Source organism: Microbacterium galbinum (assembly GCF_023091225.1).
Classification (GTDB): Bacteria; Actinomycetota; Actinomycetes; order Actinomycetales; family Microbacteriaceae; genus Microbacterium; species Microbacterium galbinum.
Genome location: NZ_JAHWXM010000001.1, coordinates 1,512,240 through 1,525,390, shown reverse-complemented (window position 1 = coordinate 1,525,390; position 13,151 = coordinate 1,512,240). Strand labels below are relative to the sequence as shown.

11 protein-coding genes are annotated in these 13,151 nt (G+C 65.7%); all 11 read left to right on the top strand.

Annotated features, from left to right (window positions below; all coding sequences use genetic code 11):
* The first annotated feature begins 493 nt into the window (after nucleotides 1-493).
* The 11 genes from KZC52_RS07315 to KZC52_RS07265 all read left to right on the top strand — a co-directional run bounded on the left by KZC52_RS07315 (nucleotide 494) and on the right by KZC52_RS07265 (nucleotide 13,037).
* Complete coding sequence (locus tag KZC52_RS07315) at nucleotides 494-1,414, top strand: LAVTG motif-containing sortase-dependent surface protein (RefSeq protein WP_247623388.1); 921 nt, start codon at nucleotides 494-496, stop codon at nucleotides 1,412-1,414.
* Nucleotides 1,414-7,893 (top strand): RHS repeat-associated core domain-containing protein, encoded by a 6,480-nt coding sequence (locus KZC52_RS07310; RefSeq protein ID WP_247623387.1) that lies wholly within the window; start codon nucleotides 1,414-1,416, stop codon nucleotides 7,891-7,893. The genes KZC52_RS07315 and KZC52_RS07310 overlap by 1 nt, the downstream gene beginning before the upstream one ends.
* A 124-nt stretch (nucleotides 7,894-8,017) precedes the next feature.
* Complete coding sequence (locus KZC52_RS07305; RefSeq protein WP_247623386.1) at nucleotides 8,018-8,380, top strand: hypothetical protein; 363 nt, start codon at nucleotides 8,018-8,020, stop codon at nucleotides 8,378-8,380.
* Between the two features lie 140 nt (nucleotides 8,381-8,520).
* Nucleotides 8,521-8,829 carry a hypothetical protein gene (locus tag KZC52_RS07300; RefSeq protein WP_247623385.1) on the top strand — a complete coding sequence of 103 codons (309 nt, stop codon included), beginning with the start codon at nucleotides 8,521-8,523 and terminating at the stop codon, nucleotides 8,827-8,829.
* A 199-nt stretch (nucleotides 8,830-9,028) separates the two neighbouring features.
* Nucleotides 9,029-9,712, top strand: coding sequence for a hypothetical protein (locus tag KZC52_RS07295; protein ID WP_247623384.1), 684 nt, complete (start codon nucleotides 9,029-9,031; stop codon nucleotides 9,710-9,712).
* A 441-nt stretch (nucleotides 9,713-10,153) separates the two neighbouring features.
* The gene (locus tag KZC52_RS07290; RefSeq protein WP_247623383.1) at nucleotides 10,154-10,474 is read left to right on the top strand and encodes a hypothetical protein; all 321 of its coding nucleotides are present in this window, start codon (nucleotides 10,154-10,156) and stop codon (nucleotides 10,472-10,474) included.
* Nucleotides 10,474-11,187, top strand: coding sequence for a hypothetical protein (locus KZC52_RS07285; RefSeq protein WP_247623382.1), 714 nt, complete (start codon nucleotides 10,474-10,476; stop codon nucleotides 11,185-11,187). Before KZC52_RS07290 ends, KZC52_RS07285 begins: the two co-directional genes overlap by 1 nt.
* 111 nt (nucleotides 11,188-11,298) lie before the next feature.
* Nucleotides 11,299-11,799 (top strand): hypothetical protein, encoded by a 501-nt coding sequence (locus tag KZC52_RS07280; RefSeq protein WP_247623381.1) that lies wholly within the window; start codon nucleotides 11,299-11,301, stop codon nucleotides 11,797-11,799.
* 33 nt (nucleotides 11,800-11,832) lie between these two features.
* A complete protein-coding gene (locus KZC52_RS07275) occupies nucleotides 11,833-12,039 on the top strand; it encodes a hypothetical protein (RefSeq protein WP_247623380.1) in 207 nt (68 codons plus the stop codon).
* Between the two features lie 9 nt (nucleotides 12,040-12,048).
* The gene (locus tag KZC52_RS07270) at nucleotides 12,049-12,480 is read left to right on the top strand and encodes a DUF4279 domain-containing protein (RefSeq protein WP_247624728.1); all 432 of its coding nucleotides are present in this window, start codon (nucleotides 12,049-12,051) and stop codon (nucleotides 12,478-12,480) included.
* Nucleotides 12,477-13,037 carry a hypothetical protein gene (locus KZC52_RS07265; RefSeq protein ID WP_247623379.1) on the top strand — a complete coding sequence of 187 codons (561 nt, stop codon included), beginning with the start codon at nucleotides 12,477-12,479 and terminating at the stop codon, nucleotides 13,035-13,037. Before KZC52_RS07270 ends, KZC52_RS07265 begins: the two co-directional genes overlap by 4 nt.
* The last annotated feature ends 114 nt before the right edge of the window (nucleotides 13,038-13,151 follow it).

The window sequence follows — 13,151 nt, the reverse complement described above, 5'->3', positions numbered from 1 at the left end:
CCCCCGTCGCGAGAGCGGCGGGGGTTTTCTCGTCCCCGGGGAGTGTCTCGCCCCCGCACAACTTCGGAGTTCTGGCGTGACGCGCCGGTCGCGGCATCCGTTCGTTCGGCGTGTCGAATCGGATCTCCGAAGTTGTGCCGGGGGAGGAGTGTCTTGTGGGGGACTCTTCGACAAGCTCAGGGACCCACCCTCACCGGGTCGCCCCGTCTCTGCACTGGGTCGCTGAGCCTGTCGAAGGATCCCGCCCCGCACGAATTCGAAATTCGCGACGGATAAACGCCCGCACCCGATATACCAAAATGCCAAAAGCGGCGGGCGGGGAAAGTGCTCGTGCTACCGCCTAGACGAGGAACTCCGCGTTTTATGACGCGAGAACGGAATCTTTTTTCTGCGCCCGGCGTGTCGCGCAATTCGGCTTGCAATTGCGCGAAGACATAGGCCACTGTGAATCCCCAGAGCGGCGCATATGAGGCGCCTGTGAGCATCCGGGGGGATGACTTTGCCCAAGTACATGGTGCGACGTGTTGTCGCGCGCGCAATCGTCGGAGCAGTCGCACTGGTGTCGCTGATGTCGACACCGGTCATGGCACAAGCGGTCGAACCCGCCTCCACCGACACGGTGATCGCGAGCGTCGCGGCCGCTCCGGTGGTGTTCGCCTCGGCGGATGAAAAGGACTCCGACGGCGACAGCATCCCCGACGTCGTCGAGCGCGAGGTCTGCGGCACCGCGACCTGCGCGATCGGCACCGAAGACCGCGACGCCGACGGCATCCCGGACTGGACCGAAGTGCTCTCGTGCGGCAGCACCACGTGCGCCTCGCCCACGGCCGACCGCGACAAGGACGGCATCCCCGACTTCGCCGAGCGCCTCGTCTGCGGCACCGACACCTGCTCGAACTCGCTCGAAGACGCCGACGGCGACCGCATCGGCGACTGGGTCGAGTTCGTGATCTGCGGCACGCGCACCTGCGCGGACGGCTCGGAGGACTACGACGGCAACGGCGTCTCGGATGCTGCGGAGCTCGCCGCCTGCGTCGTGCGCGTCGACGACCTCGCCATCACCGGTGGCACGATCGCCCTGTGGATCATCATCCTCGCCGTCGTGCTGATCGGCGGCGGCCTCGGACTCTGGATCTGGCAGCGCCGCCGCAACGCCGCCGCCACGGCGGACATCGACTCGGGTGATGACGCGGATGCCGACACCGACACGGATACCGATACGGATGCCGCTGCGCCGACCAAGACCGACTCGGATGCCGACGCGGACTCCGACCTCGACGTCTTCGACGAACCCGCCGCAGAAGCCGACACCTCCCCGGGTGCCGAAGGCACCGACCCGACGCCCGACACGACCCCCGACACCACGACCGACACGACGCCCGACACCGACGACTCCACCGAGGCTGGTCGCTGATGTGGTCGAGGTCCGTCGCGGTCAGTGCGATCGCGGCGCTGGTTCTCGGTGTCGGCGCCGTGGCGCCCGCACCGTTCACGCCCCAAGAGGTCATGGAGCAGGCCCGCTCCGAGGTGCTGCAGAAGGTCTACGCGGCCGCCGGCCTGAACGCCGACGGTGAGCTCGACGACACCGACGACACCGACGACACCACCGACGACACCACCGGCACCGCCACCGAGACCCCCGCCCCGGCGGCCCCGCCCGTCCAGGGCGGCATCTCCACGACCACCAGCGCCACCACCCACACCTCCACCGGCACCTCGAAGCCGATCGAGACCTCGGCCGCGGCATCCGATCTCGCCCCCGGCGAGCCGACCGACATCGCCTCCGACGCGCTCGGCGTGCAGGCGACGTTCTCGGGCCACGACCTCGAGGCTCCCGTCTCGCTCAGTCTCACCGAGGCGCCGTCCGAGGCGCAGGCGCGCCGCTCGGCCGTGGTCGACACCTCGGGTGTGGTGGTGAGCGATCCGGTCGAGATCGTCGCGCTGAACGATGCCGGCGAGAAGGTCACGAGCTTCCCCGCCGAGCTGATCGATCTGCCCAGCGACGACCCCGAGCACGGCCCGGTCGTCAAGGACGTGATTCCGGGCATCACGCTCGAGTTCGACGTCGACATGGCGCGCGTCGAAGAGGCCGAGGTCGAGACCTCGACCCTGCGCATCTACACGCGCTCGACGCCCGACGAGCCGTGGACCGAGCTGCCGTCGTACTTCGACGCCGAGACGCAGACGGTCAAGGGCGAGTCCGATCACCTGTCGCAGTTCGTGGTGATCGGGACCCCGTTCCCGGTTCCGCCGGGACCGGTGGTGGTGCTCGACCCCGACAACGACGAGGGCGTCGTGCAGACGCCGGCTCCGGCGACCGAGTTCCCGTACAACTGGAACCTCGTCGAGGGCCTCGCCAACTACCTCGCGCTGCAGTGCAAGGCGCAGGTCGTGCTGACACGGCCGGCCGGCATCCCGTTCGTCTCCCGTGATACCCGCGCAGGGGTCGCGGCATCCGCCAACCCCGTCGCCACCGTGAGCTTCGGCTTCGCGACCTGGAACGGGTACGCGTGGGGCAACGAGGCCGAGGGCGGCACGATGGCCTACTCGCGCGGCTCGGGTGCCGACAACCAGCTGCGCGACTCGTTCGTCACGCACATGCCGACGTACACGGGGCGTCCGTCGAACATCGAGCCGTCGAACGCGAACTTCCCGTTCGCGCAGTTCGGCGGGGTGCCGGGGGCGTACGCGCACGTCGAGACGCTGTTCCTCGACCACAACTACGACCGCCCGGTCATCGATCAGGGCTTCGGCAGCATCGTCGACGGCACGTTCCGCAGCCTCGGCGGGTACCTCGAGTCGATCGGCTTCGACTGCACCGACCCCGTGCTGGGCGGCTGGCCTTCGCCGCCGTCGCAGGCCGAGCTCGCCCGCTGGCGCCACCTGGGCTACCAGAACTACCAGACCTACGGCGCCGATCCGGTGTCGTTCTCGACCGGAAACCTGGTCGAGTCGTTCCCGCTGTTCGACCTGGCGGGCCCCGGCGCGCAGTCGATCGCGGCGAACCTCGTATACAACGCGCAGGACGGCCGGCTCTCGCGGGTCGGCGCGGGCTGGACGTTCGGGCTGGGAGCCCGGGCGCAGCGCTTCGACGACGACTCGGTCATGGTCGTGCGCGGCGACGGTGCGTCATTCGTCTTCGCGAGCGACGGCGCCGGTGGCTACACGGGCGAGGAGGGGCTCGGCCTCACGCTCACCGAGGGCGGCGCGGGCCAGCTGAACCTCACGAGTGACGAGGGTGAGACCTGGGTCTTCGACGCCGCCGACATCTGGGGCATCGGCGAGCTCACCCGGCACGTCGACCGCCAGGGCAACGCCACGACCCTCACGTACGGGGCATCCGACCCCGACGTGCACCAGTTCACGCCGCTGACCTCGATCACCGACGCCGCCGGGCAGACCGTGCAGGTCGCGAGCGACGGCGTCGGGCGTATCACGGGCTTCACACTGCCGGATGGACGCACCTGGTCGCTGGCCTACAACGACGCCGGCGATCTGATGTCGATCACGAGCGCCGACGGCACCGTGCAGTCGTTCACGTACGACGCCGAGCACCGGATGCTCACGGCCACCGACGGCAACGGCGTCACGTATCTCGTGAACGAGTACGACGCGGCGGGCCGCGTGGTGCGGCAGCTGGATGCCGAGAGCAACGTGCGCACCTTCGCGTACGCCGATGGCAAGACGACCTACACCGACAACGAGGGCGGCGTGGCCGTGTTCGAGTACGACGACAAGGCCCGCATCACGGGCATCGTCGACACCGCCGGTGAGAAGGCGACGTGGGAGTTCGACGACGTCGGCAACGTGTCGTCGCACACCGACGAGGCCGGTCGCACGTGGGAGTACACCTACGACGACGACGGCAACCTGCTCGAGGAGGTCGACCCGTCGGGCACCGTCACGAGCTACACGTACACCGATGGCGGCGACGTCGAGACGGCGACCGATCTCGACGGCGACCGCACCGAGACCAACGTCTACAACGCGCAGGGCCTGATCACCGAGGTGCAGCAGGCCGACGGCACGTCTGTGCGGTTCGAGTACAACGCGGCGGGCGACCTGACGCGCAGCATCCTGCCGTCGGGAGCCGCCACGACCTATGCGTACGACGCGCGGGGCAACCTGGTGTCGTCGACCGATGCGATCGGCCGGGTCACGACGTACGCCTACGACGCGAGCAACCGCCTCACCGCGGTGACCGATGCGGCCGGCGGCGTCTCGTCGTTCGCCTGGGATGCGGGCGACCGCCTCGCATCGACGACGGATGCCGAGGGCGGGGTCACCACCTACGCCTACGACGGCAACGGGCAGCTGACGGCGGCGACCGACCCGATGGGCGCGGTCACCGGCTACACGTGGGATGCGCTGGCGCGCCTGGTCACGGCGACCGACCCCGAGGGCGGTGCGTCGACGTTCGCCTACGACGGCGAAGACAACCTGACGGCGTCATCGGATGCCGAGGGCGGAACCACCGCGTTCGTGCTCGACGAGGCCTACCGCACGGTGGGTGTCATCGATCCGAACGGCGGGGAGTGGGAGCGCCGGTACGACGAGACCGGGGTGCAGACGGCATCCGTCGATCCTCTCGGTGCCGAGACGACGTCGACGATCGACGATCTCGGTCGCCCGGTCACGACCACCGACGCCACGGGTGCCGCGTCGTCGGTGGAGTACGACGCCGCCGGACGCGTGGTGTCGCAGACCGACGCCGCGGGCGGCGTCACGACCTACGAGTACGACCCGATGGATCGGGTGACGCTCGTCACCGACCCGGCCGGGTTCGAGACCGAGTACCTGTACGACATCGACGGCAACCTCATCGGGGTCGTCGACCGCAACGGCAATCCGACGCTCTACGAGGTGGATGCCGCCGGCCAGGTGCTGCGTGAGACCGATGCCACCGGTGCGGTCACCGAATTCTCGTACGACGCCGTGGGGCGGATCACGAGCATCCTCGATGCCGACGGTCGCACGACCGCGATCGAGTACGACCGCAACGGGCAGCAGACGGCGATCGTCGCGCCCGGTGGGGCGCGCACGACCTACGCCTACGATGCCGCCGGGCGCCTGGTGTCGCAGACCGATGCGCTCGGCGGGGTCACGACCTACGCCTACGACAAGGCATCGCGCCTGGTGACGGCGACGGATGCCGCGGGCGGCGTGAGCGCGTACGCCTACGACAAGGCCGGCCGGCAGACGCAGGCCGTCGATCCGGTCGGCGAGGCGACAGCCTTCTCGTACGACGAGGCGGGTCAGCTCGTCGGGGTCATCGAGGGTTACGAGCCCGGGGCGGATGCCGCCGCCGATGTGAACGTGAAGACCGCGTACGCGTACACCGCCACGGGTCTCCTCGAGAAGATCACGAACCCGCTGGGGGCGGAGACGACCTTCGCCTACGACGCGGCGGGGCGTCAGACGACCGAGACCGGTCCGACGGGCATCGAGACGAAGACGGCGTACGACGACGCCGGTCGCGTCGAGCGGGTGTCGAACCCGGCCGGGCTCGTGGCCGCATACACGTACGACGTGCGCAGTGATGTCGAGACGCTGGTGCGGGCGGACGGCGAGGTGTCGTTCGAGTACAGCGGCGAGCAGCAGCCGATCGTGATGGATGACCCGACCGGCACGACCGGGTGGGTCTACGACGAGGTGGGTCGTCTGCTCGAGCAGACCGACACCCGGGGTGACACGCTCACCTCGACGTACACGCCGGCGGGTCTGCGCGAGTCGCTGACGTATCCGGATGGCACCGAGACGGCGTACACGTTCGACGCCGCGGGTGACGTGGCGACGCAGTCGACGCCCGAGGGGGTCGTCGAGTATGCGTGGGATGCCGAGAGCCGGTTGACGGGCATCACCCGTCCGAACCAGGTGACGAGCTCGTTCGAGTACGACCCGCTGGGTCAGGTCACGCGGGTGCTGCACGAGACGCCCGAGCCGGAGCCGGTGCCTGCCGAGCCCGAGCCGGAGCCGTTGCTGACGGATGCCGTGGAGTGCCGTGCCGTGGGCACGTATCTCGCCGAGCGCCAGGCGCCGACCGCGGGTGGGCAGAAGCCGTGCGTGAAGACGTGGGACTATCTCGAGCGGCGCACGCTGCCCGAGGTGGAGTCTCCGGTTCCCGCCGGTGCGTCGCTCGAGTACACGTACGAGTACGACGCCGCGGGCAGTGTGACGGACTCCGTCCGCACGATCACGGGTCCCGAGATCGCGGAACCGTCGGTCCCTGAGCCTGTCGAAGGGCCCGACACCACGCAAACAGTCGACACCCTCTCTCACACCTTCACGTACGACAACCTGGGTCGCCTGACGCAGTCGGAGGCATCCGATGGTGAGACGAACGCGTACGGCTATGACGAGGCGGGTAATCGCACGTCGTGGGATGTCACGGGCGCTGAGGCGGGGGATTCTCATCTGACGGCACAGTTCAACGCCGCCGGGCAGCTCACGTCGACCAAGACGACGGGTGTGAATGCGGGTTCTGCGTCGTACTCGTTCGATGGTGCGGGTAATCGGTCGTCTCAGACGGTGGATGGTGTTCCGACGTCGTTTGGTCATGATGCGGCGGGGCGGTTGTTGTCGACGCAGACGGAGGGGCGGTCGACGTCGTATAGGTATGACGGGTTGGATCGTCGGACGTCGGTGACGGATGAGACCCGGTTTGGGTCGGATACGACCGGGACGACGTGGGATGGTCTTTCCCCGGTTGCGACGGATAGCGGGTTGCACGGGTCGACGGAGTTGTTGCGGGATCCGACGGGTGAGGTCGTGTTCCAGTCGGGTGCGTATGACGATGCGTGGGTGTTGGGTGATGCGCGCAATGCGACGGCGACGGCGGATGCCGGGGGTCGGATCACGGACCTCATGGATTATGCGGATTTCGGTGCTGCCGGGTTCGAGTCCACCGGGTGGGCGTCGTTGGTCGGTAACGACGGGCAGCCGGGTGATGCGACTCTCGGGCTGGATCATTACTACGCCCGTGACTACGACACCGCGACCGGGTCGTGGGTGCAGCCGGATGAGTGGCGCGGGTTGCTGGTGCGCCCGCAGTCGTTGAACCGGTTCGCGTATGTCGAGAACTCCCCGGTCGCGTTCAGCGACCACCTCGGGTTCCTGCCGATCGGTGGCGGACTCAAGGGCGGCGTCGCGACGGCCAACATGAAGAATGCGATGAAGAAGGGCGGGATCGCGGCTGCGCTAGGAAAGAAGAAGGGGTCAAGGCTCCCCAAGCACTCGATGGGGGATCTCGACGGTAAGGCGCCACGCAACTTCGCCAAGGATCCGAGGGATCGTTCTTCGGACTTCACCACTCAGTTGCACCTGCGCAACATGGTCGGCTGCGGATTCGGCGACACTGCCTGCCGGGGAAGTCAGTTTGGTGGATCGAGTAGCTGCTTCTTTATGCCGAATCCAGCGGCATGCCTGATCAACCAGTGGGCGGGAGGCGCCCTACGAGGGGTCGTGGATGCAGTCTCTAATGCTTGGAATCTTGCTGCGGGAGTAGCAAGATTTGCGCGAAACATCCCGCTGACGGCTTTCGGCATCGCTACTGCGGCGATCGGCGGTGCGAGCTGCGACTGGTTCGAGAATGGGCTCGTGCTCTGCGCAGGGTCGAAGCTCGGTGGAACGATCACTCTGGGAAACGTGATCGTCACGGACTACACCCGAGACGGTTTCATCGCGCATCCTGAGCTCGTCAGACACGAGTCAAATCACACCGTTCAGTCGGCAACAATGGGAAACGACGCATACGTCGCGGTCTGGGCTGCGGGTTTGATCTTGTCCGGGGTGTTCGGGCAGTGGCCCAATGAGCGTGGCGGAGGGTGCCTGAACCCGATCGAATGGGCTGCTGGACCTGGAGGTGGATATGAAGAGATTTGCTTCAAGTGGTAGTACCGAGAGTCAGTCATCTAGGCTTCGGTTTACTTCTCGAGCGACTCTGACCGGGACGCTTCTGATCGGACTTCTCCTTTCGTTGGCCGCGTGCAATGACTATTACCACCATGGCAAGTACGAGATGCTCGTCAGCGGAGGAGACCTTTTCTTCACCGTCTGTGAGGGGCAGGTCGCCACTGACATCCTCGTCCAGGAATGGCATCGAGGAATGGGCGAACCGAGCGACGAGACCATTTGGCATGCTGAGGGCGAGGCTGATCTTCGGGCTGGCACTGTGCTCCAAGCTGGCACCGATAGCGACGGACTCTCGACGGTGGAGTTCGCCATGCCAGCACTCGAGCCTGGGACTAAGTACTTCATTGAGGTGCAGGGAGACGTCCCAGGAACTCCGTCAGCTCTACTTGAGATCCCAGCGGACGGCATGCCGAACGGAATGTGGCTCAACTCGGACGGCAGGGTCCGCGAGCGGGCATGCTCGGGCTGACGAGCCGAGCGATTCATGGGCTTTCAAGGTGAGGGGAGGTGTTCGAAGACGATCGCGTCAATAACGCGTACTGAACTGTTTCGAGCGCGACATCCCCCTCGTCGCGATGAGGCGTTGCTGACGCAGGCGAGGAGAGCAGCGTGAGCGCTTCGACCCGCGGTGCGCGGTTTCTCGAGATCGTCGGCGGACTCCTGCTGATGTTCATACGCAGCATCCTGTTGTGGCTGGTCATTCCCATCGCGTTTCTGGCATGGGTCTTCGTGCACGGCTGGGCGCAGCACACCCGGTTGCGGCATGCGCTCGCTTGGTACGACTTCAACACTGTGTCGCTCCTGATGAACGGTCCTCTCCGACTCATGTTTCGGGCCGAACAGCGACCGCCTTTCGTCGGTGTCTCTCATATGGGGAAGGGCGAGTGGCATCGAGTCAGCCTGAACGACTTGCTCTAGTTCAGCCTGGAGTAGCGCGGGATCTGTCGAAGTCGCGTCATGATTCGTGCGCTCGGTCGTCTCTTCAGTGGAGTGGCGGACGCTGCAACGGAGGACTGCGAACGCTGCGCGCGTTCGGGATGATCGGGGGAATCAACGGTGGGCAAGCTTGTCATCACCTAGCTTCTGGACGTGGGCTGCGAGGCAGCGCCGCATCCGCATGATTATGGTCGTCGTGTGCCTGGTGTACGTCGGCATCTCCGGCGCGCTCATTCTGTGGTTCGTTCCTATCCAGGTTCCTGAACTGTTGATCGCTTCTGTCGCGCTTGTGATCGTGACCCCGATAGTGCTCTATTACCAGTTGACGAGCGGTCTCGACTTCTTCGCCACGTCTGACGTCGCGGGCCCTGATCCGTCGCCGCACATCGCGGCGCAGGTGTCGAGGAATGCAAATCACGCCGAGTCTTTCGGATCGCCTCGGTTGCCCGACGACTTGTCGAACCTTGTATCGATCCCGTTATCGCAGGTCGGAGAGGGGCCTGTTCGGGTGCGGACGGAATGGGATCGACATCTGTTCGTCGCGGCCCATCGGATGAGGCTGGTGGGCAAGGACGCCGGTCGCGGAATGAAATCGACCTTGGTCATCGACTCGTCCGGAATGTCACTGATCGCGGGCTGGAGGCGGCCGGGCGTCGTCTTCACACTGCCGGCGTCGTCTGTTCTCGGCCTGTGGAGAGGCTCCGACGTCGCCACGATCGGAGGCTCGGATGTCCTCGTGGCAGTGATCGAGCATGAGGGCGACCAGCTTCTCTTCGCATTCACGGTGAGGCGCTGGAGCCAGGACGAAGAACTGAAGAAGTTCAGGGTCGACGAGCTGATCGCGTTCAGCGAGGTTCCTCGGTGATCGAGCAACGCGGTTTCCACAACGTCAAGGCCCGCGGAGCATCTCGGCGCCGATCCCTGATGCTCTGGTTCTGGTCCTCGATCCTGATGTCGGGCGCCTGCCCACGGCGATGGGAAGCGACGCGGTTGCGGCAACCGATAGTGCTCTTGCCGTCGGCGCAATGAACGAGTTCGACGGTGTGACGTCAGTGTGTCTCTCGGATTCGGACGATGAGTGCTCGACAGGAGAGGGGATGACGCTTCGGTGGCGAGGAGTCATTCGCACCTCCGGGCGGATCGCGGTCATGAACGTCCGCAACGAGATCCTGCTGGAAGCGCCAGCGAGATCCGACGCTGAGGTCGTTGTCTGGAGCAACTCACTGGCAGAACCCGACGCGCTCTGCATCTGCCTGCTGTAGCGAAAACAACGCTCGCCTAGAAGAGCCATCGGAAGGAATCAAAGATGAGTGACAGCAACGACGGCTCGACATACGAACTGCACGTGCCGATCGAGACCCTCAGGGCGGCGACGTCCGTGCTGCTGCGGCATCTCGAACAGCTCGAAGGACCGGTCGTGACGCTTCGAGAGGACTACTTCTGGTCGATCCCCGCTGATGATCTCTACGACGTAATCCGCGAACCGAGTGCGCTCACGATCGGGCAACTGAGTGAGAGTCTTGCGCACCTCGCGTCGGTCTCATCGCATCCGGACGCTGCTCTGTCGTACGGTCTCGTGTGGCTGGCTGACGTGCTCCGTGCCATCGGCCATGACGTGGTCCGCTGATGCGTGCCGCTCGGACCGAGCCGCGCCTCGTCGACCTCGTCTACGACGGGGCCTTCGCTCAAGCCATCGAACGCGCGCACTCGTTCGCTCCGCATGAAGTCCACACCCAGCTTTTCCTCGACGATGAACGTCACCTCGAGGACGCCGGACCCTGCGATGAGTTCCTCAGGGCGTGGATCGACTCGATCGAATTCCCGTTTCTCCGAGCGGAGGCGGCCGACGCCTTCGCCCGGTGCTACACGACCGAGCTCGCACCCGTGCCGAACGGCGAGTACATCGGTGCGTACCTGCTTACCCGGGCACTGCATGATGCACTTGCGCGAGTCATCGAGGTGATCCTGGGTGACGAGCTGAAGGACCTCGAAGAGACTCCGAGGCATCCACTCTCCGCGGAATCGGCAGCGCGGTGGAGAGCCGTCGGCCGAGCCTTGGCAGAGCTCGATCTTCCTCCTGCTGTGTCGCCCGTGGCACCCGGGGGGGGGGGGGGGGGGGGGGGGGAGAGAGAGATGGCCAGCCGGACCACTCGAGGGGAACGCAGACAGACGAACGGCTCGGACGGGCTCGTCGCGGTCGCTCAGGGAGCCCCTTCTGGCGACGAGCTGATCGCAACGGCTGACACCCCGAAGAATGGTCCGAAGTCGCGTCATATTCCGGGCGTTCGGTCGTCTCTTCAATGGGGCGTGGCCTTTGCGGTGATTCCACGAAGGCTCTAAGCGATAGCGACTACCGGAGGAACTGAGTGACGATCGAGAGCAGCAGTGGGACCCCCGTCAGGCGACTCGCCGACGTTCTCGGTCGCGCACGGGGTGAAGCTCGGCACGTTCATGGCTGAACCCGCCGTCGCTGATGCGGCGATCATGCTCTTCGGTGTCTCCTCGACGTCGATGGTCGGCGCATTGCTCATTGTGAATCCTCGGACAGCTATTCGGCTCAACGTCAAGGGCATCCGCGCTCTTGCCGACGTTTACGGGCAGAAAGCCACCGAGCGAATTGTGCGCGACGCCGATCCGAAGTGGGCGGTCAACTTCGGGATCGGCTTGCTGGCTATGGCGCTGGCCTCGCTGGTGATCCTGTTCTTCCGGTTGCACGTGCCGCTTGCGGTCCAGACAACGGCCATGGTGGCGGGGCTTGGCGCCTTGCAAGTCCTGGCGACGGTCGCATTGCTCGCGATTCGACAGCGGAATCGTCGATCCCGGGCCTTCACGCGTCGCAGTTCGTCGACTCGCGACCGCATTCGGATCAACGCAATGATCGTCGGCTCGTGCGGTGTCTCGACTCTGATCCTTCTCGCCGTGCTGCTTGCGACAGTGCCGATCGGAGGATGAGTGAGCGCCCGTAGGCGAAACGCGTATCGGTGGTTGAACCTCGTCCTGTTCTTCGCGGGGGTCGCGCTGATGGCGCTCGCGTACTGGCTGGATGTCCGCGATGGAGTTCCGACTACGAGGCGGGAAGACCAACCGTTCGAGGTCACCGTGGCCGGCGGCCTCGGCATCATCGCGCTGGGAAACGGACTCTACAGATTCTGGAAGAGCTTCAAGAGCGATGATGAACAAAGGAAACGGTGAGTGGCGCGCATGATTCAATCCGGGCTGGCATCCTTCGTCGTGCGATCGATGGAGACGCCACTGGCATCCATCACGGAGGTGCTCGGCATCCAGCCCACCGGGGTCATCCCCAGAGGCACAGTTCTGCGCTCGGGTCGTGTGCAGGAGTGCAACGTCTGGTGCATCGACTCCGACCGGATGGACAACACCGAAGACGACCGAACCGGCACTGTCGCGCTGCGCTGGTTGCTCGATGCCTGCCGTCCCGTAGCGGGGAGGGTGCCTCTGCTTCCGGCGGACTGTGAGACCTGCATCTGGTGGACGGCCGACTCCGACTCCGCCCAGGGCGGATTCGTGCTGCCGGCCGAGCTGATGGCGCAGGTCGCGGCGCTCGGCGTCGACCTCTACACGACGGTGAACCTCGATGACCGAACGGATGCCGAACGCGAGGCTAACGCATGATCGTGCCTCCGGCGCAGAGCCTTCCGCCGGCAAGCTCGCGCACCGTCTGGAACTGGCTCATCGTCGCCCTGCCGATCTTGACGTCGATTCTGGCGTTCGGCTACCTCGCTGATTGGCAGCGGATCTTCCCGCAAATCGTCCAACTGATGGTCGATGATGTCGCGCGCGTAGACCGGCCGACATACGACTCCGCGGAAAGCATGAGCGAGTTCATGTCACTGTTCTTCGAGCTCTTCTTCAGCCCGTGGCTGTGGACGTCGTTCATTCTGGGATGGGGCGCGTACGCGGCATCCGTTCGATTCGCCGTGCTTGATGTGCGCGCGCTGACGGGTCGCGGGTTCCTCCAGCCGTTTCCCTGGGCGTGGACCTTCCTGTCGCCCCTGGTCTACGTGATCGGGCGACACGTCGTCGTCCGGCGGCAGGGCAGCACCGAGCGTGCGCCGCTGATGGTGTCGGTGATCTCGCAGTCGCTGGCCTTCGTGGCGATGACGTACTGGACCGTCGTTCTCACCATGCAGGCGCTGGAGCTGATGCTCCCGATGGTGTTCGCACGCTGAAGCACTCGAGGCTTCTCGTCTCGTTCGCGTAACAGGTGGCGTAGCGCCGTCATGTTCGACGCAGTAGGTCGTCTTATTCATGAGGGGGTGATTCTGGTGCGACCAGAAGCAGGC